The organism is Yoonia tamlensis (assembly GCF_900115105.1).
Taxonomy (GTDB): Bacteria; Pseudomonadota; Alphaproteobacteria; order Rhodobacterales; family Rhodobacteraceae; genus Yoonia; species Yoonia tamlensis.
On sequence record NZ_FOYP01000003.1, the window covers coordinates 47664 to 68564 of the forward strand.

Annotated in this window: 22 protein-coding genes; 9 read left to right on the forward strand and 13 right to left on the reverse strand. The window is 58.3% G+C overall.

The window, feature by feature from the left end:
• From lysA to argH, 4 genes are all read right to left on the reverse strand, one after another.
• Window positions 1-1299: a diaminopimelate decarboxylase gene (gene lysA, locus BM320_RS15060; RefSeq protein WP_090201635.1), complete on the reverse strand. Its 1299-nt coding sequence runs from the start codon at window positions 1297-1299 to the stop codon at window positions 1-3.
• Window positions 1300-1371: 72 nt separating this feature from the next.
• Window positions 1372-1710 carry a DUF2834 domain-containing protein gene (locus BM320_RS15065; RefSeq protein WP_090201636.1) on the reverse strand — a complete coding sequence of 113 codons (339 nt, stop codon included), beginning with the start codon at window positions 1708-1710 and terminating at the stop codon, window positions 1372-1374.
• A complete protein-coding gene (locus tag BM320_RS16445; RefSeq protein WP_165615074.1) occupies window positions 1710-1883 on the reverse strand; it encodes a hypothetical protein in 174 nt (57 codons plus the stop codon). Before BM320_RS16445 ends, BM320_RS15065 begins: the two co-directional genes overlap by 1 nt.
• The gene (argH, locus tag BM320_RS15070; protein ID WP_090201637.1) at window positions 1880-3268 is read right to left on the reverse strand and encodes an argininosuccinate lyase; all 1389 of its coding nucleotides are present in this window, start codon (window positions 3266-3268) and stop codon (window positions 1880-1882) included. The genes BM320_RS16445 and argH overlap by 4 nt, the downstream gene beginning before the upstream one ends.
• Window positions 3269-3280: 12 nt before the next feature.
• Here argH and BM320_RS15075 point away from each other — a divergent pair, with 12 nt between their 5' ends.
• A complete protein-coding gene (locus tag BM320_RS15075; RefSeq protein ID WP_090201638.1) occupies window positions 3281-3841 on the forward strand; it encodes a TlpA disulfide reductase family protein in 561 nt (186 codons plus the stop codon).
• Here the strand turns inward: BM320_RS15075 and BM320_RS15080 are convergent.
• Window positions 3838-4407, reverse strand: a complete 570-nt coding sequence (locus BM320_RS15080) for a YqgE/AlgH family protein (protein WP_090201814.1) — start codon at window positions 4405-4407, stop codon at window positions 3838-3840. The two genes, BM320_RS15075 and BM320_RS15080, sit on opposite strands and share 4 nt — an antisense overlap.
• 104 nt (window positions 4408-4511) lie before the next feature.
• On the opposite strand from BM320_RS15080, the gene BM320_RS15085 reads away from it, so the two are divergent.
• On the forward strand, window positions 4512-5312 hold the full coding sequence (locus BM320_RS15085) for a protein-disulfide reductase DsbD domain-containing protein (protein ID WP_090201639.1): 801 nt from the start codon (window positions 4512-4514) through the stop codon (window positions 5310-5312).
• Here BM320_RS15085 and BM320_RS15090 read toward each other — a convergent pair.
• The 4 genes from BM320_RS15090 to BM320_RS15105 form a co-directional block, all read right to left on the reverse strand.
• Window positions 5309-8686, reverse strand: a complete 3378-nt coding sequence (locus BM320_RS15090) for an efflux RND transporter permease subunit (protein WP_090201815.1) — start codon at window positions 8684-8686, stop codon at window positions 5309-5311. The genes BM320_RS15085 and BM320_RS15090 overlap by 4 nt on opposite strands.
• Before the next feature lie 20 nt (window positions 8687-8706).
• Window positions 8707-10167 carry an efflux RND transporter periplasmic adaptor subunit gene (locus BM320_RS15095; RefSeq protein WP_090201640.1) on the reverse strand — a complete coding sequence of 487 codons (1461 nt, stop codon included), beginning with the start codon at window positions 10165-10167 and terminating at the stop codon, window positions 8707-8709.
• Between the two features lie 68 nt (window positions 10168-10235).
• A complete protein-coding gene (gene moaB / locus BM320_RS15100) occupies window positions 10236-10769 on the reverse strand; it encodes a molybdenum cofactor biosynthesis protein B (RefSeq protein WP_090201641.1) in 534 nt (177 codons plus the stop codon).
• Complete coding sequence (locus BM320_RS15105; protein ID WP_090201642.1) at window positions 10766-11545, reverse strand: uracil-DNA glycosylase; 780 nt, start codon at window positions 11543-11545, stop codon at window positions 10766-10768. The genes moaB and BM320_RS15105 overlap by 4 nt, the downstream gene beginning before the upstream one ends.
• A 439-nt stretch (window positions 11546-11984) precedes the next feature.
• On the opposite strand from BM320_RS15105, the gene BM320_RS15110 reads away from it, so the two are divergent.
• The 6 genes from BM320_RS15110 to BM320_RS15135 all read left to right on the forward strand — a co-directional run bounded on the left by BM320_RS15110 (window position 11985) and on the right by BM320_RS15135 (window position 16362).
• Window positions 11985-12944: an aspartate carbamoyltransferase catalytic subunit gene (locus tag BM320_RS15110; protein WP_090201643.1), complete on the forward strand. Its 960-nt coding sequence runs from the start codon at window positions 11985-11987 to the stop codon at window positions 12942-12944.
• Complete coding sequence (locus tag BM320_RS15115; protein WP_090201644.1) at window positions 12941-13474, forward strand: hypothetical protein; 534 nt, start codon at window positions 12941-12943, stop codon at window positions 13472-13474. The genes BM320_RS15110 and BM320_RS15115 overlap by 4 nt, the downstream gene beginning before the upstream one ends.
• The gene (locus BM320_RS15120; RefSeq protein ID WP_090201645.1) at window positions 13471-13998 is read left to right on the forward strand and encodes a magnesium transporter CorA family protein; all 528 of its coding nucleotides are present in this window, start codon (window positions 13471-13473) and stop codon (window positions 13996-13998) included. Before BM320_RS15115 ends, BM320_RS15120 begins: the two co-directional genes overlap by 4 nt.
• On the forward strand, window positions 13995-15275 hold the full coding sequence (pyrC, locus tag BM320_RS15125; protein WP_090201646.1) for a dihydroorotase: 1281 nt from the start codon (window positions 13995-13997) through the stop codon (window positions 15273-15275). Before BM320_RS15120 ends, pyrC begins: the two co-directional genes overlap by 4 nt.
• On the forward strand, window positions 15275-15886 hold the full coding sequence (gene plsY, locus BM320_RS15130) for a glycerol-3-phosphate 1-O-acyltransferase PlsY (RefSeq protein ID WP_090201647.1): 612 nt from the start codon (window positions 15275-15277) through the stop codon (window positions 15884-15886). The genes pyrC and plsY overlap by 1 nt, the downstream gene beginning before the upstream one ends.
• 113 nt (window positions 15887-15999) lie before the next feature.
• Entirely contained in the window at window positions 16000-16362 is a 363-nt protein-coding gene (locus BM320_RS15135) for a DUF805 domain-containing protein (RefSeq protein WP_090201648.1), read from the forward strand.
• Between the two features lie 46 nt (window positions 16363-16408).
• Here BM320_RS15135 and BM320_RS15140 read toward each other — a convergent pair whose 3' ends face one another.
• The 4 genes from BM320_RS15140 to BM320_RS15155 form a co-directional block, all read right to left on the reverse strand.
• Complete coding sequence (locus BM320_RS15140; RefSeq protein WP_090201649.1) at window positions 16409-17779, reverse strand: glutamate--cysteine ligase; 1371 nt, start codon at window positions 17777-17779, stop codon at window positions 16409-16411.
• A 62-nt stretch (window positions 17780-17841) separates the two neighbouring features.
• A complete protein-coding gene (locus BM320_RS15145) occupies window positions 17842-18360 on the reverse strand; it encodes a hypothetical protein (protein WP_090201650.1) in 519 nt (172 codons plus the stop codon).
• Window positions 18353-19192: a GNAT family N-acetyltransferase gene (locus BM320_RS15150; protein WP_090201651.1), complete on the reverse strand. Its 840-nt coding sequence runs from the start codon at window positions 19190-19192 to the stop codon at window positions 18353-18355. The genes BM320_RS15145 and BM320_RS15150 overlap by 8 nt, the downstream gene beginning before the upstream one ends.
• Window positions 19189-19911 carry a 16S rRNA (uracil(1498)-N(3))-methyltransferase gene (locus tag BM320_RS15155; protein WP_090201652.1) on the reverse strand — a complete coding sequence of 241 codons (723 nt, stop codon included), beginning with the start codon at window positions 19909-19911 and terminating at the stop codon, window positions 19189-19191. Before BM320_RS15155 ends, BM320_RS15150 begins: the two co-directional genes overlap by 4 nt.
• Before the next feature lie 11 nt (window positions 19912-19922).
• Here BM320_RS15155 and ubiA point away from each other — a divergent pair, with 11 nt between their 5' ends.
• Entirely contained in the window at window positions 19923-20888 is a 966-nt protein-coding gene (gene ubiA / locus BM320_RS15160) for a 4-hydroxybenzoate octaprenyltransferase (protein ID WP_090201653.1), read from the forward strand.
• Window positions 20889-20901 lie beyond the last annotated feature (13 nt).

Genomic DNA, 20901 nt, shown 5'->3' on the forward strand with positions numbered 1-20901 from the left:
TCAGTCAGCGGGGCTCTCCGAATTGTCTGGCGTCGACAGCCATGCGGGAAGTGTATCGCGTGCGATCATCTCTTCATAGGTCGGACGCGCGCGGATAACCGCAAATTGATCACCATTCACCAGAACTTCGGGGATCAGCGGGCGCGAATTATATTCGGACGCCATGACCGCGCCATAAGCCCCTGCGGAACGGAACGCGATCAGATCATCCGCCGCCACGGCGGGCATTTCGCGGGCCTTGGCAAAGGTATCGCCGCTTTCGCAGATCGGGCCGACGATATCATATTTGGCCGGAACATCGCCTGGCGCGGGTTCGACAACGGGAACAATATCATGCCATGCCTCATACATTGCAGGGCGGATCAGATCGTTCATCGCGCCGTCAATGATCAGGAATTCGCGGTCTTCGCCGGATTTTACATAAATCACTTTGGATACGAGCAAACCGGCATTGCCCGCGATCAAACGGCCCGGTTCAATCTCGATTTCGCAACCCAAATGGCCAACGGCACGCTGCACCATTTTGCCATAATCAGTGGGCAGAGGTGGCGCGTCATTGGAACGCGTGTAGGGAATTCCCAGACCGCCACCCAGATCAAGCCGCGTGATTTCATGCCCGTCGGCGCGCAGCTGTTCGGTCAGTTCGGCAACCTTGGCGTAGGCGGCTTCGAACGGGGCAAGTTCGGTCAGTTGCGACCCGATATGCACATCAATCCCGATCACCTTAAGGCCCGGTAGTTTTGCGGCCATCGCGTAGACTTCGCGGGCGCGCGAAATCGGAATGCCGAACTTGTTTTCGGATTTGCCGGTGGCGATTTTGGCGTGGGTTTTGGCATCGACATCAGGGTTCACGCGCACGGTAATCGGCGCAACCTTGCCCAGTGACTGCGCGACCTGATCAAGCATGATCATCTCGGGCTCGCTTTCGACGTTGAACTGGCGGATGCCGCCTTGCAGCGCCTGACGCATTTCATCCGCAGTTTTGCCGACGCCCGAAAACACGATGCGATCGCCCGGAACACCAGCGGCCTTGGCGCGCAGATATTCACCAATAGACACGACATCCATGCCCGCGCCCTGATCGGCCAGAATTTTCAGAACGGCCTGATTTGAAAGCGATTTCATCGCAAAACAAACAAGGTGATCACCCCATGCCAGCGCTTCGTCAAACAGGGTAAAGTGGCGTTTCAGCGTGGCGGTCGAATACACATAGAACGGGGTGCCAACGGCGGCAGCAATGTCTGCAATCGGCACATCCTCGGCGTATAGCGCGCCGTCACGATACAAAAAGTGGTCCACACCAGTTTTCCTTGTCCAAAATCAATCTTGGACATAACAGATCAGGCCCAAAGACCAACCCTGATTTAGGGATCAAAGGTTGCGAATTTGTGTTCCGTCGCGGGCAAAGACAATGCGGTCGCGCAGATAAAGATATAGCGGCAGGCCGCAGCTGACCCCGATGCAGATTGTCGCCGCAATGGCCCAAAGGGCGCGAAAATTACGGGTGGTGGCGACCTCGGACAGGATCCAGATGATCAGCACCACCGCGCTTATGACAATATCCCATGTCAGCCCCGTCGAAGCGGGATTTGCGCGCCATGCGTCAACCAGTGCGAACAGGCTCCAGCCTTCGGCCAGAAACCATTGCACAAAGAAAAACATCGGGTGAACCGCGCCCCAGATCGCAAGGATCAAAAAGAGCGGGCGCATCAGAAATTCGCCCCGACGCTCACTGTGCCATTTGTTGCACCAACGCTTGTGGACGTGCTGACGCCGCCGCTGCCGACGCTTAGCCCGACATTCGCCGATGGTGTCCATGGCGCGCCATCGGCCCCGCAGCTTGCTAGCGCTGCAAAGGCCAAAATCAATGCGATATTTTTCATTCCAAAACCTTTTTCCAATGGGCCACTTGTGCACGCACCTGCGCAGGTGCTGTCCCGCCCAGGCTCATCCGCGAAGCCACCGAGTTTTCGACGCCCAAAACGTCAAACACGTCTGCGCGAATACCCGCGTGAACCGTTTGCATATCGGCAAGGGTCAGGTCAGGCAGATCACAATCCTTGCCTTCGGCCATCGCGACAAGCGAACCGGTCACATGGTGCGCATCACGGAATGGTAGCCCAAGTTCGCGCACCAGCCAATCGGCAAGGTCGGTCGCGGTCGAAAATCCGCTGGAAGCCGCCTGTTTCAGGCTTTCGCGGTTGGCGGTCATATCACCGACCATGCCGGTCATCGCCGCCAGCGCCAGCATCAGGTTGTCAGCAGCATCAAAGGTTTGCTCTTTGTCTTCTTGCATATCCTTGGAATAGGTCAGAGGCAGGCCCTTCATCACTGTCATCAGCGCAACGTTGGCCCCGAAAATCCGGCCGATTTTGGCGCGAATCAATTCTGCCGCGTCAGGATTGCGTTTTTGCGGCATAATCGACGATCCAGTGGACCATTTGTCGGACATTTTCACAAAGCGGAACTGCGCAGACGACCAGATCACCAATTCTTCGGCCATGCGTGACAAGTGCATGGCGCAAATGCTGGATGCTGCGAGGAATTCGAGCGCAAAGTCACGATCAGACACCGCATCAAGCGAATTGGTCATCGGACGATCAAAACCCAATTCCTTGGCCGTCATTTCGCGATCAATCGGGAATGACGTGCCCGCAAGCGCCGCAGCACCCAATGGTGACGTATTCATCCGCTTGCGTGCATCCGCAAACCGTGACCGATCGCGTGCGAACATTTCGACATAGGCCAACATATGGTGGCCCCAAGTGACAGGCTGCGCGGTTTGCAGGTGCGTGAAACCGGGCATGACCCAATCGGCGCCTGCTTCTGCTTGGCCCAATAGCGCCTTTTGCAGTCCAGCAAGTGCTGCATCCGCCAGATCACATTGATCGCGAACCCAGAGACGGAAATCGACAGCTACCTGATCATTACGTGATCGCGCCGTGTGCAAACGGCCCGCAGGTTCGCCGACAATTTCTTTCAGACGCGATTCGACGTTCATATGGATGTCTTCAAGCGCTGCCGAGAACGCAAACTTTCCTGTTTCAATCTCTGACAATACGGTGACCAGCCCTTCCTTAATGGCGGCGGCATCGGTATCTGTGATAATGCCTGTGGCCGCCAACATGGTGGCATGGGCAATCGACCCTGCGATGTCTTGTGGCGCAAGGCGTTGGTCATACCCGATTGAGGCGTTGATCGCCTCCATAATCGCGTCTGGTCCGGCGGCGAAACGTCCGCCCCACATCGTGTTTGCGGATTTGGTCATGAGGATAAGCCTATGCGAAAGTTAAAGTCAGCCCTGCTTTATACGGCCCTCGCGGTTGTTGCAAACACCGCCCACGCCGATATGGCCGCAATCGAAGCGCTACGCGAAGGCAATATGCGCAAGCTGATGTTCCACACAGCCCCTGTCGCCAGTTCTGACGCGGTTTTCCAGACCGAAGCGGGCGACGACATCACGCTTGCCGCCTATGAAGGGCAGTTTGTTGTGCTGAACTTCTGGGCCACATGGTGCGCGCCCTGCCGGCAGGAAATGCCGCAGCTTGCGGCGCTTCAGACGCAGATGGGTGGCGATGACATGCAGGTGGTGACTGTAGCCACAGGCCGCAATCCGGCCCCTGCGATTGATCAGTTTTTTGATGAAATCGGCGTTGATAACCTGCCAAAACATGTCGACCCGCGCCAGTCCCTGTCGCGCAGCATGGGGGTCTTGGGCCTGCCTGTCACCGTCATTTTGGACCGCGAAGGCAATGAAATCGCCCGCATGCAAGGCGAAGCCGACTGGTCAAGTGAAAGCGCAGTTGCAGTAATTCAGGCATTGATCGACGCAGGCAGCTAGGCCCGCCCTGCAGTACCCGACAGCATCAGCGGATCAATGCCCATGAGTTTCAGCGCGCCGACCCATTTATGTTCATTCGCGCGGCCAAACACGATATCGCTGCGCGCGTCGCAGGTCAGCCAGCCATTCTGTGCGATCTCGGATTCAAGCTGGCCGGGCGCCCAGCCGGCATAGCCAAGCGCCAAAAGTGATGTGCGCGGCCCCGCACCGCTGGCGATGTCTTCGATCACGTCCAATGTCGCGCTCATGGAAATTTCATCCGCAACCTCGAGCGTACCTGTCGCCGCCGTATAATCATTTGAATGCAGAACAAACCCGCGCGCCTGATCAACAGGCCCGCCAAAATGCACCCGAATATCGCGCACGCCGGGGGCCTTGTTGATGCCCATCTGTTCCAGCAGGTCCGAAAATTGCAGATTGACCTGCGGCTTGTTCACGATCAACCCCATGCCGCCATCATCCGAGTGCGAACACATGTAAATCACGGAATGAGCAAAGCGCGGATCATCCATCGCGGGCATCGCGATCAGCAGCTTTCCGGTCAGATTGGTGTCTTGTGCTTTCATGGCTTCTAAATTGTGCAACGCGCGGGACATATGCAAGCCAAACATTGCAAAGGATCGCCTGAATGTGACTTCCCATTGCAGCGCAAATGTTTGAAGACAGGTGCATGTTAAAGAAAACCCTGATCCCGCTTGCCCTGTTGGCACTGACAAATTCCGCTGTTGCCTCGCCTTTCGATGATCTGGCACAGGTCGAAGTCCTGCCAGGCTGGCGCGCAGCGAATGGTGATCATATCGCAGGGCTACGGATCACGCTTGCGCCGGGGTGGAAAACCTATTGGCGCGCGCCGGGTGATGCGGGGATACCACCCGTTTTTTCGTTCAACGGGTCACAAAATATCTCCGCCATTGCGCCGCACTGGCCAACGCCCGATGTGTTTGACAGCGCAGGAATGCAGACGATCGGTTACCACGACAGCGTTGTTTTTCCGCTGACTGTGCACAGCAATGACCCCAGCACACCGATGCAGATCAGCGGTCGCATCGATATTGGCGTTTGCGAAGAAATCTGCATTCCTGTCAGCCTCGACTTTGATGCGCTGCTGCCCGCGAGCGGCACACGCGACAGCGCCATCACCGCAGCCCTTGTAGACCGCCCCATGACCCAAGCCGAGGCCGGGATTGGCCATGTCGTTTGCTCTGTCGATTTGATCGAGGGCGGGCTGGGTGTAACAGCGATCTTTGATCTTGCGCCGCTGGGCGGGACCGAAGTTGTCGTGGTTGAATCAGGGGATGCCAATATCTGGGTGTCGCAATCGCGCATTGAGCGGCGCGGCACGCAAATCCGTGCCAGCGTGGATATGGTGCATCACACCGATGACAGTTTTGGGCTGGACCGATCGGATATCACGATCACTGTGCTGAACGGCCAGCGCGCCGTTGAAATCCACGGCTGCGCCGCAAGCTAGCGCCAAGCACGCCGCAACCCTGCGCCCAAGCCACCGATCACATAGACCAAGATCAACAGCGCCAGCAGCGCCACAAGGTAGATCGCAAAGACGACAGGCAGCCCCGTATCCGCCAACTGCGGCAGGGCATCGGCCAAAGGTTGCCAAAGCTGACCTGTCACCAAATGCGGCGCAATCAATGCCCCAAACAGCCCAAGCGCACCTAATGCTCCCAGCCCCGCAGGCACAAACATTGCCCAGCGCCTTGCGCGCAATGCCCGCCTTGCAGCGGTGATCTGGCGGTGGAAATCGGCCTGCATCGCCATAACCGATGGCACCACCAACAGCACCAGCACAAACCCGAAGGCCAGACCGAACACCAATGTAATCACCGTCGGTTTCAGGAATTCAGCCTGCGTGGATTGTTCATAGAGCAATGGCGCAAGCCCCAAAACGGTGGTCAACGTGGTCAGCATCACGGGCCGCAGGCGGTCAACCGTGCCGTCGATAATCGCCGGAAACAGCCCGCGATTTTCGGCATATTCGTCGATGGTTGTGACCAGAACGATACTGTCGTTGATGATAATCCCCACCATCCCGATCAGACCGATCACGGTGAACATGCTCATCGGGATACCCCATGCGTTATGGCCATAAATCGTACCGACCAGCGCAAACGGGATGATCGACATCACAACCAAGGGCCGCGTCCAGCTGCTGAAAATCCACGCCAATGTCAGGTAAATTCCCAAAAGTGCAAGGATCAGGCCGGTTTGCGCATCCGCGAGAAACGCGCGTTCCTGTTCGCTTTGGCCCGACAATTCGGTTTCGATCCCGAAATTGCTTTCAATGCGCGGCAGGATATCATCGTTGATCAGCGCCTGAATTTCGGTGGCCCGCGCAGCATCGTCGCTGTCCAGATCACCCGTCACCGCGATCAACTGCACCCCGTTTTCACGGCGCACCGTAGAAAACCCTGTGCGGGTTTGCACCGTCACCACATCGGCCAGCGGCACATAGGCGCCGGTGGCGGTTCTGATTTGCATTCGGTCTAGGAAATCGGCCGAAAGCTCATCCTCGGGCAGCGCCACCTGTATTGTCGCAGAGCGCGTGCCGTCGGGGTATGTCGCCGCCTCTATCCCGCCCAGCCGGTTGCGCAAGACCGCGCCAAGCCCATCAATGCTCAGCCCCAGTCGTTCGCCTTGCGGGGTCAGTTCAAGGATCATTTCCTCTTTGTCATAAGACAGCGTATCCTCAAGCCCCGATATTTCGCCAAACTGCGCCAGTTCGGTCTTTAGCGCCTCGGCCGCCGCCTTGAGCGTGTCACTATCCGCGCCGAACATCTGGATCGACAGGCTGTCACCGCCCGGCCCGCCGCCAAAGCGCCGAAAGCTAACGGTTTCGGCCATTGGGTGCTGTTGAATACTGTCTTGCAATGCGCTGACAAAGCTGGCGCTGGAATAGGGCCGACTGTCGCGGTCGATCAGTTCAATCGTGATCGCGCCCAATTGATCGGCGTCCTTGGTATCTGAACCCGACAGACCACGCCCTGCGCTTCCGCCAATTTCGGCGGCCACAAACTTGAGCGGATTTGCCCCGTGTTCGGCCGCGTATTGCGCGCCCAGCGCTTCGGTCGCGCGTTGCATTTCGCGCATCATCGCGACTGTATCATCACGGGTTGCCCCGGGCAGCATGGCAAAATTGCCTGTAACCTGGCTTTGCTCTGGCGCGTTAAAAAACCGCCAACTGACATCGCCCCGAATAAACAGCGCCATTTGTGACGCAAGCGCCAGCAATGCCAATGCAAAGACCGGGTAGCGCGCCCAAACGACAAAGCCCATGAACGGGCGGAACAGGGTCTCGCGGAACCAGATAAAGCCGCGATTCACAACGCGCGAAGGCAAATCATACCAATGCTGTTTTGCGGAATGACCGATGCTATGTGACAGGTGGTTGGGCAGGATCAGGAAACATTCTGCAAGGCTCGCGGCAAGCACCATGACCACGGTAAACGGGATATCCATAATAAAGCTGCCAAAGCGTCCGCCGATCACGGTCAGCGCATAAAACGCGATAATCGTGGTAAGCGTCGCGGACAGGACCGGACTAAACATGCGCCGTGCCGCGTTTTCAGCGGCCACGACAGGGCTTTCGCCCAAGTGACGCACCCGAAAATCCGCGTGTTCGCCAACAACAATCGCGTCATCCACGACAATCCCCAACGTGATGATCAGCGCAAAGATTGAGATCATGTTGAACGTGATCCCAAAACTAAACATCAGTGCGACCGCCGCCAGCATCGCCACCGGAATACCCGCCGCCACCCAAAGCGCTGTGCGCGCGTTCAGGAATAAAAACAGCAGTGCCACGACCAACAGCAGCCCGCTGGCCGCGTTCTTCATCAATATCTCAAGCCGCGCGCTGATCAGTTCCGCACGGCCATTGGTCAACACAATTTGCACGCCGGCGGGCAATGACGCTGTCAGCTCTTCGGCGACCTCTTGCACGGTGGCCTGCATGGAAATTGCATCGCCGGTCGCCGAGCGCGCGACATTAAGCTTGATTGCAGGGTTATCGCCGACGAAATAGGCGCGTTCGCGGTCGGTGCCTTCGACCCTGACACTGGCCACATCAGCGATGGTCAGCTGTGATCCGTCAGCGTTGGAGCGCAAAACTATGGCCGCAATATCTTCGGCGCTGCGTTTGGCCACGCCCGTGCGTACGCGCGCGTTGCCTGATACATCGCCCGCAGGATCGGCGGCCGCTTCTTCGGCGATACGTGCCGCAATTTCGGCAAGCCCGATGTCATATTCGATCAAGGACAGTGATGGCACTTCGACAATTGTGGACGGGGCCGCGACGCCCTGCACGGATACTTGGGTGACGCCTTGGGCAAACAGCCGGATCGCCAGTTCATCCGCAAACCGCGCCAATTGGTCAACGCCCACAGGGCCCGATACCACAACATCCGTAACCGTGTCCGACCAGCCGCCGCGCCGCACATTGGGGTCATCGGCATCCGCAGGCAGGTTGCCCGTGCTGTCGACCGCCAGTTGCACATCTTCCGCAGCGCGGTCGATGTCATAGCCGGGTTCAAATTCAAGCCGGATCGTTGCGCGCCCTTCAACCGATGTCGTCGCCGACGAAATGACCCCTTCCACCGCCAAAAGCGCAGGTTCCATCACCTGCACAATCGCCGTGTCTACATCTTCGGCTCCGGCGCCGGACCACGCCACTGAAACCGTCAGGTCATCAACCACCACATCGGGGAAATATTGCGCCCGCATTTGCGGCAGCGCCAAAAGCCCCGCCGCAAGCATCAAGACAAGCAACAGGTTTGCCGCCGTGCGGTGGCGGGTGAAATAGGAAAGGATGCCTTGCGCGCGATTTGCCATATCTTTGCCCCCGCTTGCCATCAGCTGCCCATCCGGCTTTCCAGCCGCGCGACAGTTTCGGCGGGGATTTCTTCTTGCTCTAGCTGGCCCAGGATACGCGCTTTTACCTCATCCGGCATCCGGCCCTCGGTTACAAAAGTGACCAGCCGCGCGCGGCGTTCAGGGTCAAGCTTGACCATTTCGGGCGCGGCTGCGGCGACCGGCGCGGCACCCGCTGGCGCAATCGGATCAACCTTGATCCCCGCGCCCAGAAGCGGCGATCGTTCCGCAACAATTACCTGTCCGGCATAGGCGCCCGGCGCGACAATCACATCGTCACCCTGCCTTCGCAGCAGATCCACCTGCCCGACGCTCAGCCGGTTGTCATCGCCAATCAACAGCACCGTTTCATCAGCGGCCACGGCGGTTGCAGGCACCAAGGCCACGTTTTCGAGCGCGGGTTCATCAATCCGCACGGTTACAAAATCACCCGCCCGAAACCCGACCGCACTGTCGAGATCGGCAAACAACAAGCGTCCGGTCTGGCCGCTGGCGACCGCTGCACTTTCGCGGGTGATCTGCCCTGCTGCGGTCAGGTCAAGCCCTGCCACATCCAGCGCCACCTGTAACGGCGCGCTGACCAATTGCCCGCGCGCATCCAAAAGCCGCGTATATTGCGAGGTTGAAACACGAAACGAAACCTCGAGCTGGGTGGGGTCGACAAGCTGCGCGAACAGTTCATTTGCGGTCACACGGCCCCCAAGGCTGACCGTGACATTCGACAATTGCCCGTCAAAGGGCGCGTAAATTTCGGTATCCGCAAGGTCGCGCTCGGCCTCTGACAGGTTGATCTGCTGCCTTGCAAGCGCGGTGGTCGCCTGATCAATGCGCGCCTGCGCCGACGCCAGCGCCTGACGGCGGGTCAGTACCGCTGCCTGCGCGGATGAGGCCGTAAATTCAGCCGTTTCGACAGCCGCAGCCGTGCCGACGCCGCGCGTTGCCAGATCTTGGGCGCGGGTCAACGCCTGATCGCGCAGGGTGGATTGGGCCTCGGCTGCGGTCAGCTCGTCTTGGGCCAGAATCAACGCGCGTTGCGCATCGCGCAGCTCTGCATCCGCGTCCTGAAGGTCTGCGCGCACACGGCTTAGCGCGGCTTGGGCATCGGTGGGATCAATGCGTAACAATAGCTGGCCTTGGGTCACGGTGCCGCCTTCGATCAGCGCATCCGACACCTCTTGCACGGTGCCGCCTGTCGCGCTGCGCAGATCAAGCCTGCGGCGGCTCAGCAATTCGCCAAAGGCGGTCATTTCGGGGGTGATTACCTGCGGGGTCAGGGTCGCAACATTCACCGCCAACACGCGTTCACGCTGCGGAAAACTGCGGGGTTCTTGGCCCAGTTTCGCCTGCACAGCGCCGTTAATCAGGCTGCCCGCCCATACCAGAACCGCCAGCGTGACCGCCAGCAAAAACACGCCCGTAAGGCTGCGCCGCAAAAACCGCATATGTATATCCTTGACCGGCGCCGCAGGTCACGGCGCAAATGCATTCTTAGCTTATACGGAACGCAAATCTATTTCCGTCGCAAATGTTCGTCTAATCGGGGCATTATCTCGACAAAGTTACAAGGCCGGTGCCGATAATCGAGCTGTTTGCACAAAATTTCATCCCAAGCGTCCTTGCAAGCCCCCGGGCTGCCCGGCAGTGCGAACAGATATGTGCCTTGGGCCACACCCGCTGTCGCACGGCTTTGCACCGCACTTGTGCCAATTTTTTGCATGCTGACGATAGTAAACACGGTGCCGAAAGCATCGATTTCTTTTTCATAAACATCGCGGTGGGCCTCGACGGTGACATCGCGACCCGTCAACCCCGTGCCACCGGTCGATATCACGACATCCACGCCATCATTTGCACACCATGCCCGCAACTGATCCGCGATCAGCGGGCGCTCGTCCGCGATGATCTTGCGCTCCACAACCAGATGCCCAGCGCCCGCGATCCGGTCCACAAGCGTCTGGCCGGATTTATCATCCGCCAACTGCCGCGTATCACTGACCGTCAGCACAGCGATGCGGACGGGGATAAAATCAGGGGTTTCGTTCACTGTTCGAGCCTCGCATTCAGATCAAGTAAATCAGCCCAAGCCTCGCGTTTGGCGGCTGTGTTGCGCAACAGATAGTTCGGGTGGAACATTGGCAGGCAAGGTTTGCCCAGCACCGTGGCCCATGTCCCGCGCATCCGCGTAATCCCTGTGCGCCCTAACAGCGCCTGACAGGGCGCGTTGCCCATCAGCACCACAATATCGGGATCGGCCAAGGCAATGTGCCGTTCAAGAAACGGCAGCATCATGGCGATTTCATCCGCATCCGGCGCGCGGTTGGATGGCGGGCGCCACGGCATGACATTGCCAATATAGACGGATCGCGCAGGGTCGTCGTGCGCGCGGCCCAGATCAATTGCGGCAAGCATCTTGTCCAGCAATTGCCCCGCAGGTCCGACAAAGGGCTTGCCTGCGCGGTCCTCGTCACGGTTTGGCGGCTCACCCACGATCATTACCCGTGCGGCGGGATTGCCGTCACTGAACACGCAAGACCGCGCACCGCGTTTGATTTCGCAATGTTCAAACCCTTGCAAAGCGGCGGCAAGTGCAGGCAGATCGGCAGCATTTTTGGCGGCGATACGCGCCTCGGCTACCGCATCGACCTTTACCGGTTCAGGCGGCGCAGGCGGCGTTTGCGGGGCTTCGGCTTTGGGCGTTGGCTTGGCCGCTACCAGCGCATAGCGATCAACAGGCGTGTCCTGAATGGCGTCATCCGCCCCCAGTTCCACCTGCCATTCCAGCAGCGCGCGGTCATCCCAATATGTATTGCCCGAATCCATGAGCTACAGGTTACGCGGGAATGGCGGGGATGTGCAGGGGCTTGTTTGAATTCAACACAAAGCGCGCGCGGCGGCTAACATTGTGTGGGTCGAACAACGCCAAACGCTAGGGTATTCTCCTAACAAATCTCGGTAATTACAACTTGACGACAGACGCCCATAAGCAACCAGCACGCCAGAAGTCCGTTATAGGGACGAAACAGTCCTTGATTATAGACGAAATCGCGTCCGAACCGAGGGGTGGGCGAGAAGCGCCCGCCCCGTGGGGGCGGTTCGGGCGCTGCCAAATCATAGATTTGGCAAAAGAGGTTCAAATGCAGCGGTCGCTAAGCGCTGACTACGTCACATCGCATTTTCCCACCCCGCCAATGCCCGACTGACCATTGAAGCGCCAATCCTGCCTGCTATAAGAACTGCAAACCGTGGTAAGGGGCCGTTCATGACATTTCGTGCGAAACATCTTTTGGGCATCGAACATCTGCACCCCACGGAAATCACGACCCTGCTTGATCTGGCCGATCGCTATGCCGATCATAACCGTCGCGGTGTGGCGCACCGTGATGTGCTGGCGGGGATGACGCAGATCAACATGTTCTTTGAAAACTCGACCCGCACGCAGGCGAGTTTTGAAATCGCGGGCAAACGGCTGGGTGCCGATGTGATGAATATGGGGATGCAGGCCTCTTCGATCAAAAAGGGGGAAACCCTGATTGATACTGCGCTAACGTTGAACGCAATGCACCCTGACTTGCTGGTCGTGCGTCACCCGCATTCGGGTGCGGTGGATTTGCTGGCGCAAAAGGTCAATTGCGCTGTGCTGAATGCAGGTGATGGCAAGCATGAACACCCGACCCAAGCGCTGCTGGATGCCCTGACCATCCGCCGCGCCAAGGGGCGCTTGCACCGCCTGTCTATCGCGATTTGTGGCGATGTCGCGCACAGCCGCGTGGCGCGGTCCAACATCATGCTGCTCGGTAAGATGGAAAACCGTATCCGCCTGATCGCACCGCCGACACTGATGCCTTCGGGCATGAACGAATTTGGCTGCGAAGTGTTCGAGGACATGGAGGAAGGCCTGAAAGACGTCGACGTCGTGATGATGCTGCGCCTCCAAAAAGAACGCATGGACGGCGGGTTTATCCCGTCAGAACGCGAATATTTCCACCGCTACGGGCTGGACGCGGCCAAGCTGGCGCATGCCAAACCCGATGCCATCGTCATGCACCCTGGTCCGATGAACCGTGGCGTTGAAATAGACGGCACAATTGCCGATGACATCAACCGGTCTGTCATTCAGGAACAGGTCGAAATGGGGGTTGCCGTGCGCATGGCCGCAATGGACCTTTTGGCGCAAAACCTGCGGGCCGCGCGCGCATTGCCCCAAGGTATCATGGCATGATTGCCCAAGACGCATTTGCCCCCGCCCGCACCCATGAAAAGGTGATTTGGGTCTTTGCGATTGAAATGCCTGCGCAGGCCTGTGACGCGTTCAAATCCAATCCTGCGGCCCTCACGGCGGCGCTTGGCATTGCGCAGATCGACGAAGCCCATATCGAGATTTTCGACGTTGAGACCATCCGCGACTACGGGTTTGCAAAATATCTGACCGAAGCACACGGCATGAACCCCGCACAGATCACCCCAGAGGCTACCATGCTAGCCGCGATCAAGGGCCATGTTTTACTGGTGTTTTCTGATGCGCTTGACGGGCAGGTGCTGGCGCCCAGCCCGCCGTTGCGATTTATCGGGCGTTATGGCGCGGCACCTGCGGTCAGCCCTGTCGATAAGATTAATACTGATGCGGCCAAGGGGATATTGCCACAGCCCAAACCCGCAAAATCCGACGCAAGAATGAGCGGCATGGTTGCCACAGCCGCCTTGGTTGTGATGTTCTTGATTGTTGGCTTGATGATATGGATTGCAGGATGACTAAACACGATAGCGCATGGGACGGGATCTTGGATGCCGATGAAACCATTCTTTGGCAGGGGCGCCCCGACCCGAAGTTCATGTTTAAACCCACGATGATTTTCACCACGCTTTTTGGCATGGCATTTGCGGGGTTTGCCCTGTTCTGGATGGTCATGGCCGGTTCGGCGGGCGGCTATTTCTGGATGTTCGGACTGATACATTTTGCGGTTGGCGTCGGCATTATTGCGGGGTCAATCCTTTATCCGTCGTACAAACGCCGTCGCACATGGTACACGCTGACCAATCGCCGCGCGTTTATCGCCACTGTGCTGCCGCTGTTGGGCAAACGTTTGAAATCCTACCCGATTACCGAAGATACGCAGATCGAATTTCAGGATAACGCAATCCCTTCGGTCATGTTTGCCACCGAAACCAAGCGCGGCAAAAACAGCACCTATACGGTGCCGATCGGCTTTGAACATATTCCTGATGCGCGGCAGGTGATGACCTTGCTGCGCTCTGTCCAGAAGGACCAAAAATGACCGAGACCCTTTTCATCAATGCCCGCCTGATTGATCCGGTTGCGCTGACTGACACAATGGGCGCGCTTTTGGTGCGTGACGGCAAGATTGTCGAAATATATGAAACCGCGCCGGACGCAAAAGGCGCGCAAATCATTGATTGCGGGGGCAAATGTCTTGCTCCGGGCATTATCGACATTGGCGTGAAAGTGTCGGAACCGGGCGAACGCCACAAGGAATCGTTTCGATCCGCAGGGCGCGCGGCGGCGGCAGGCGGGGTGACAACAATTGTCACCCGCCCCGATACTTTGCCCGCAATTGATACCCCCGAGACGCTTGAATTTGTTGAACGCCGCGCCCAAGCCGACGCGCCGGTGCATGTATTGCCCATGGCGGCATTGACCAAAGGCCGGATGGGCCGCGAAATGACCGAGATCGGGTTTTTGCAAGACGCGGGCGCTGTCGCATTTTCGGACGCCGACCGTGTTGTGACAGATACCAAAGTTTTCAGCCGCGCGCTGACCTATGCGCGCAGTCTGGATGCGCTGGTCATCGGCCACACCCAAGACCCCGGCCTATCCAAAGGTGCGGCTGTCACATCCGGCAAATTTGCATCCTTGCGCGGCCTGCCCGGTGTCACCCCGATGGCCGAACGCATGGCGCTTGACCGCGATATTGCACTGCTGGAAATGACAGGCGCACGCTATCACGCAAGCCAGATCACCACGGCGCGCGCGCTGCCCGCGCTCGAACGGGCCAAGCGCAACGGGCTGAACATTACGGCAGGCGTGGGCATCCACCATCTGACGTTGAACGAAATGGATGTCGCGGATTACCGCACGTTCTTTAAGGTCAAGCCGCCGCTGCGCAGCGAAGACGACCGGATTGCCGTTGTCCAAGCCGTCGCCGACGGGCTGATTGATATTATCTGTTCGATGCACACCCCCCAAGACGAAGAAAGCAAGCGTCTGCCCTATGAAGAAGCCGCAAGCGGGGCGGTTGGACTGGAAACATTGCTGCCCGCCGCTTTACGACTTTACCATGCCGACATGATCGACCTGCCCCGCCTGTTTCGGGCGTTGTCGCTGAACCCTGCACGCTTGCTGCGTCTGGATGCCGGCCGCCTTCGGGAAGGTGCGCCTGCTGATCTGATCCTGTTTGATCCCGACGCGCCGTTCCAGCTTGACCGCACGCAGCTATTGTCGAAATCGAAAAATACCCCCTTTGACGGCGCGCGAATGCAGGGCAAGGTGCTGGGAACTTGGGTCGATGGCGACCGCATCTGGGAGAAATCATAATGCCGGCATTTGAAAACTCGTATGTGATCTTTGGTCTTTGGGCTGTTGTCGGGTATTTGCTGGGGTCGGTATCAGGCGGGATGATCATTGCGCGCGCGATGAAGCTTGGCAATCTGCGCGATATCGGGTCAGGCAATATCGGGGCCACCAATGTGCTGCGTACAGGCAACAAAAAAGCCGCTGCGCTGACGCTGGTTTTTGACGCGGCCAAAGGCGCGATTGTCGTTTTGCTGGCGCGCGCATTTGCGGGCGATGATGCGGCGCAGATCGGGGCATTGGCCGCGTTTATCGGACATTGTTTTCCGGTATGGCTGGGTTTCAAGGGCGGCAAAGGCGTTGCCACCTATATCGGTATCTTGCTGGCACTTGCGTGGCCCATGGGGCTGGCCGCCTGCGCAATCTGGCTGCTAGTCGCATCTGTCAGCCGCTATTCATCGCTGGCCGCACTTATTGCCGCTGGCTGGACACCGGTGGTGATGGCATTCACCGGCTATGGCAGCAGCTTTCTATTGGCAGCGATCTTGTGCCTGCTGATGTACTGGCGGCATGCCGACAATATCCAGCGGCTGCGCGCAGGAACCGAGACCAAGATCGGCGCAAAGACCCAATAGGGCCAGCGAATTTCCGCCTGCGACTGCAAAACGTGACCCGATGTGCAATTGGTGATTGAACACGATTCAAAAATGAGAACAGTGCAAGTCAGCAAACATATTAGGAGAATATTGTGGACTTCAATGCATCGCTCGCGCTCGTTAAAAAGATCCTGACAACAAAATACGCCGATTTCACAGGCCGTGCGGATCGCACCGAATTCTGGACATTTGTCGTCTTTTGTCTTGTCGTCAATGTGCTGTCATCGGTCATCTTCGGAACGATTGGCCTTGGCATTATCGCAACAATTGTGTCGCTTGCGCTTTTGGTGCCGTCAATTGCGGTTACGGTGCGCCGCTTGCATGACCGCGACATGTCCGGCTGGTTTGCGCTCGCGCTGCTTGTTCCGGTACTGGGCGCATTGTGGCTGCTGTATACCTGCTATTTCGAAGGTACAGACGGCGCCAACCAATTCGGCGAAAAAACCGCCGCTTAAGAATGATTGCCACACCGGTCGCACGGTGTGGCACCCAAAAACGTGATCAATAGGCGTATTCGCTATAAATCCGTTTCAGATCACCGTTCCAATCGCCATTGTAGTGATCCAGCAGTTCATCCGCCAAAGTTTTCCCGCTCTCGACGCTTTCTTTCAGCGCGTTCAGGAAATGGGTTTCGTCGGGGATCAGCCCGCCCGCACCCGGACGTGCGCGCGCCTTGAGACCAGATTCGGATATCGCGACAACTTCGCGGGCCAGCTCATGCATATTGATGCCATCAACCTGTGCCTGCAGCCCGTCAACAGATGCCGCCACCCGCAGGGCTTCGCGCTGTTCAGCGGTCCAGTTCTTGCACAGATCCCACGCCGCATCGAGCGCGGTCTGATCATAGGTCAGACCGGTCCAGAACGCAGGCAGGGCGCACAAACGCCGCCAAGGTCCGCCATCCGCGCCGCGCATTTCAATGAATTGCTTCATCCGCGCTTCGGGGAAGACGGTTGTCAGGTGGTCCGCCCAATCGGATAGCAGCGGCTTTTCTCCGGGTAGCGCGGGCAATTCGCCTTTCAGGAAATCACGGAACGACATGCCAAGCGCGTCGATATATTTACCGTCGCGGTAAACAAAATACATCGGCACATCGAGAACCCACTGCACCCAAGCTTCGAACCCGAAACCTTCGTCAAAGACAAAGGGGATCATACCCGTCCGCGACGGATCCAGATCGCGCCAGATGCGTGAACGCCATGATTTATGGCCGTTTACCTTGCCTTCAAAAAACGGCGAACTGGCGAAAAGCGCGGCCGCAACGGGTTGCAAGGCAACCGCGACCCGCATTTTCTGGACCATGTCGGCCTCGGATCCGAAATCAAGGTTCACTTGCACTGTGCAGGTCCGGCGCATCATCGCCGTGCCCATCGTGCCGACCTTGTTCATATAGGCGTCCATCAACTTGTAACGGCCTTTGGGCATCAGCGGCATTTCTTCATGCGTCCATTCGGGCGCGGCACCGACACCGAGAAATTTGACGCCGATCTCGTCCGACACGGATTTCACTTCGGCCAGATGGGAATTCACCTCGTCACAGGTCTGGTGGATCGTCTCAAGCGGGGCACCCGACAGTTCCAGCGCGCCGCCCGGTTCAAGGCTGACATTTGCGCCGTCTTTGGTCAGACCGATGATATGGCCCTCTTCTTCAACACGGTTCCAACCAAACCGCGTTTCCAACCCTTCCAGCACCGCCTTGATCGACCGTTCGCCATCATAGGGCAGCGGGCGCAGGCTGTCCTGACAATAACCGAATTTCTCGTGTTCGGTGCCGATACGCCACTTGTCTTTGGGTTTGCAGCCGTCAGACAGCATTTGCGCAAGCTGCGCGTGATCTTCGATTGGGCCACCACCGGATTGAGGAATGGACATGGGCGCGCTCCGTGCTTGCTATCTATCAGAATTTCTATCGGTGACTTGCTGCAAGCCGGGTGTCAATGCAAGACCGGACGCACACGCGCCCAAATTGTCACGCGCGCATCAGGTGTGCGTGAAAGCACATCCAGCATTGCGCTTGTCTTGATCTCGGGGAGGGATGCAAAAACGTCGAACAGGGCTTCGGATCCTGTCGCATTGATCGGGATTGCCAAGGTCTGTCCGCCGACACCTGTCAGCACCCAATTGGGATCGGGGTGTGCGCTCGGGTCCAGTTCCAGCTTTGTCAGGTCCGCCACGTCGATCACCCCGCCGTCCAGTGGTCCGAAATAGGACAGGCGACGTTCGTTGATCTGCACAACGCCAGACCCGATGCCATCCTGACGAAACCGCGCGCGCTGCACCCCTGCAACGGTCAGGATTAAGCCGCCGATGACAATAATATAGCCCAGCCATTGCACGGCCCCGAATGCCCGCAGCGCCCACCACAGGCCCAGCGCGGTTAGCGCGACGCCTGCGATTGTATCGCGCCAGCGCCAAAGAAAGGCGCGCGCCTCGGGGCGGAAAAAGTCAGACATGGATCACCTGCGGGTCCTTATAAATCACCATTGCAAAGGCGCCGATTTTGGTAAAACCAATCGCCTCATAGGCGCGAGCGGCGGTATCATTCGCTGCAAATAGCATTGCATCTGTGACCCCGTTTTCCCGCGCTTCTTTTAGGTGGAGCCCCACAGCCCGCCGCGCAACCCCCTGCCCGCGAAATTCATGCGGGGTGAAAACACCACCAATTTGCACGGTCTGTGGCAAATGCGCATTAAATCCGGTCATGCCTACCGGTTGCCCTGCGCGGCGCAGCACACGGTGACTGCCTGCCGCGATATAGCCGGCGATGTCATTCTTGGCGGCGGCTTGAAGCCCGCCACCCGCAGATAATCCCGTTTCGCGTAAATAGGCGGCGCGCCAGCTTTGCGCCAGATCGCGATCAGCCTCGGCAAGCAGACAAAGCGTATATCCGGCGCAATCAGGCAGCTTCAGGTCAGCAAGGTTGAGGCGATAAAGCGGCTCTATTTCATCAACCTGCGCCGCATCAGCCCACCCCAGCGCGACCCGCATACCCGCGACTTGCCCTGCATCCCCCATGATCCCGCGCAGTGCCTGTCCCGCCAATGCCACCCGCAAATCGCCCCAAGGCATCGTCGGGCATTGCGGGAAGGCAAAGCCTTCGTCGGTCACGGTCAATACATCTGTGATACGTCCTGTTTCCCAACGCACCCAAAACGTCACCGCGCGCGGGTGTCCGCCAGCCATCCCATGATTGCGCAGATTGGACAGCGGAAACATCGACGTCGCGACGTGGTCAGTAAGAAAGGCTTCGATTGCGGGACGGTCGGCCAGATTGGCGCGGATCATCCCCAATCCCCCAATGCCTGCTGCCAGACGGTCAGCGCCGCAACGGCAGCGGTGTCGGCGCGCAGGATGCGCGGGCCAAGGCTGACAGGGTGGCTATAGGGCAGCGCATGCAGCTTTTCGCGCTCGGTTGGCGAAAACCCGCCTTCGGGACCGATCAGGATCGCCCATGGACCGCGCAAGTCGGGCAACCCGATCGGGTCGCCGATCTTGGCCTCGTCACAAAACATCAACTGGCGGTCTGCGGGCCAATCGGCCAGAATCCGGTCCAGCTTCTGCAGATCATCCACGGGCGGCACAAATGTGCCACCGCATTGTTCGGCGGCTTCGACCGCGTGGGCTTGCAATTTATCCTGCCGGATCCGGTTCGCGCCTTGGGTATAGTCGGTTTGCACCGGGATAATGCGCGCGGCACCCATCTCGACCGCTTTTTCAACGATAAAGGCGGTGCGTTCTTTGCGGATCGGCGCAAAGACCAGCCACAGGTCGGGCGGCGTCTGCAACGGGCGGGTTTGGGCCTGACACGTCAAGATGCCGCCTTTGTTACCTGCCTTGACAATCTCGGCATCCCATTCGCCGTCACGGCTGTTTATCAAGGATAAAACCGTGCCTTCACCCAGCCGCATCACCCCAAACAGGTAATGCGCCTGATCCCGCGACAGCGGAACTGATTGCCCTTCACCCAGCGGGTGATCTACATAAAGTCGAACCTTGGAAGCCATAGGCCGATCATATGACCGACAACGCACCAATACCAGAGCCAACAGGCACAGTTTCCGACGCTGTTTCAGGGAACTGGGTTGATACAATCGCGCCTGCATTTACGCGGCCTTATCTGCGCCTGTCGCGGGCGGATCGCCCGATTGGCACATGGTTGTTATATATGCCCTGCCTTTGGGGGTTGGGGCTTGCGATGCTGGCCACCCAAAGCGCCAGCATGCATGATTTATGGACGGCGATTGCCTGCGGCATTGGCGCGTTTTTGATGCGCGGTGCGGGCTGCACATGGAACGATATCACCGACCGGCATATCGACGGCAAAGTTGCGCGCACAAGGTCGCGGCCAATCCCATCGGGGCAGGTCACGGTGCGCGGCGCGCTGGTCTGGATGGTCGCGCAGATGGCAGTTTCTTTTGCGATTTTGCTGACCTTTTACTGGGCAGCGATTGCGCTGGGCGTGATCGCGCTACTGCCCGTTGCGATTTACCCGTTTGCCAAGCGGTTCACATGGTGGCCGCAGGTGTTCCTTGGCCTTGCGTTTAACTGGGGCGCGCTGCTGGCTTGGGCCGCACACACGGGCAGCATCGGGCCTGTGCCGGTGGTTCTTTATCTTGCGGGGATTGCGTGGACGCTGTTTTACGACACCATCTATGCACATCAGGACACCGAAGATGACGCGTTGATCGGGGTCAAATCCACGGCACGGCTGTTCGGTGATCAATCGCGCAAATGGCTGCGGCTTTTCCTGACAGTAACCATTCTTTTGTTCGGGGCAGCGGTGGTATTGGCGTGTATGGATCGCAGCATTCTATCAATGGTCATCGCGCTGGGCGGGCCATGGGCGCTGGGCTGGCACCTGACTTGGCAGCTTAGCCGTTTCGATCCTGACGACAATGACGGACTTTTGCGACTTTTCCGGTCAAACAGAAACGCAGGGCTGGTTGTTCTGCCCTTTTTTGCGGTTGCCCTATTCGTGTGATTGATCAACGGCG

Excerpts from the sequence above, each read along its gene's own strand:
- BM320_RS15065 (WP_090201636.1), bottom strand. The coding sequence starts at position 1,710 with ATGCGCCCGCTCTTTTTGATCCTTGCGATCTGGGGCGCGGTTCACCCG.
- BM320_RS16445 (WP_165615074.1), bottom strand. The coding sequence starts at position 1,883 with ATGAAAAATATCGCATTGATTTTGGCCTTTGCAGCGCTAGCAAGCTGC.
- argH (WP_090201637.1), bottom strand. The coding sequence starts at position 3,268 with ATGACCAAATCCGCAAACACGATGTGGGGCGGACGTTTCGCCGCCGGA.
- BM320_RS15075 (WP_090201638.1), top strand. The coding sequence starts at position 3,281 with ATGCGAAAGTTAAAGTCAGCCCTGCTTTATACGGCCCTCGCGGTTGTT.
- BM320_RS15080 (WP_090201814.1), bottom strand. The coding sequence starts at position 4,407 with ATGAAAGCACAAGACACCAATCTGACCGGAAAGCTGCTGATCGCGATG.
- BM320_RS15085 (WP_090201639.1), top strand. The coding sequence starts at position 4,512 with ATGTTAAAGAAAACCCTGATCCCGCTTGCCCTGTTGGCACTGACAAAT.
- BM320_RS15090 (WP_090201815.1), bottom strand. The coding sequence starts at position 8,686 with ATGGCAAATCGCGCGCAAGGCATCCTTTCCTATTTCACCCGCCACCGC.
- BM320_RS15095 (WP_090201640.1), bottom strand. The coding sequence starts at position 10,167 with ATGCGGTTTTTGCGGCGCAGCCTTACGGGCGTGTTTTTGCTGGCGGTC.
- BM320_RS15105 (WP_090201642.1), bottom strand. The coding sequence starts at position 11,545 with ATGGATTCGGGCAATACATATTGGGATGACCGCGCGCTGCTGGAATGG.
- BM320_RS15110 (WP_090201643.1), top strand. The coding sequence starts at position 11,985 with ATGACATTTCGTGCGAAACATCTTTTGGGCATCGAACATCTGCACCCC.
- BM320_RS15115 (WP_090201644.1), top strand. The coding sequence starts at position 12,941 with ATGATTGCCCAAGACGCATTTGCCCCCGCCCGCACCCATGAAAAGGTG.
- BM320_RS15120 (WP_090201645.1), top strand. The coding sequence starts at position 13,471 with ATGACTAAACACGATAGCGCATGGGACGGGATCTTGGATGCCGATGAA.
- pyrC (WP_090201646.1), top strand. The coding sequence starts at position 13,995 with ATGACCGAGACCCTTTTCATCAATGCCCGCCTGATTGATCCGGTTGCG.
- plsY (WP_090201647.1), top strand. The coding sequence starts at position 15,275 with ATGCCGGCATTTGAAAACTCGTATGTGATCTTTGGTCTTTGGGCTGTT.
- BM320_RS15140 (WP_090201649.1), bottom strand. The coding sequence starts at position 17,779 with ATGTCCATTCCTCAATCCGGTGGTGGCCCAATCGAAGATCACGCGCAG.
- BM320_RS15145 (WP_090201650.1), bottom strand. The coding sequence starts at position 18,360 with ATGTCTGACTTTTTCCGCCCCGAGGCGCGCGCCTTTCTTTGGCGCTGG.
- BM320_RS15150 (WP_090201651.1), bottom strand. The coding sequence starts at position 19,192 with ATGATCCGCGCCAATCTGGCCGACCGTCCCGCAATCGAAGCCTTTCTT.
- BM320_RS15155 (WP_090201652.1), bottom strand. The coding sequence starts at position 19,911 with ATGGCTTCCAAGGTTCGACTTTATGTAGATCACCCGCTGGGTGAAGGG.
- ubiA (WP_090201653.1), top strand. The coding sequence starts at position 19,923 with ATGACCGACAACGCACCAATACCAGAGCCAACAGGCACAGTTTCCGAC.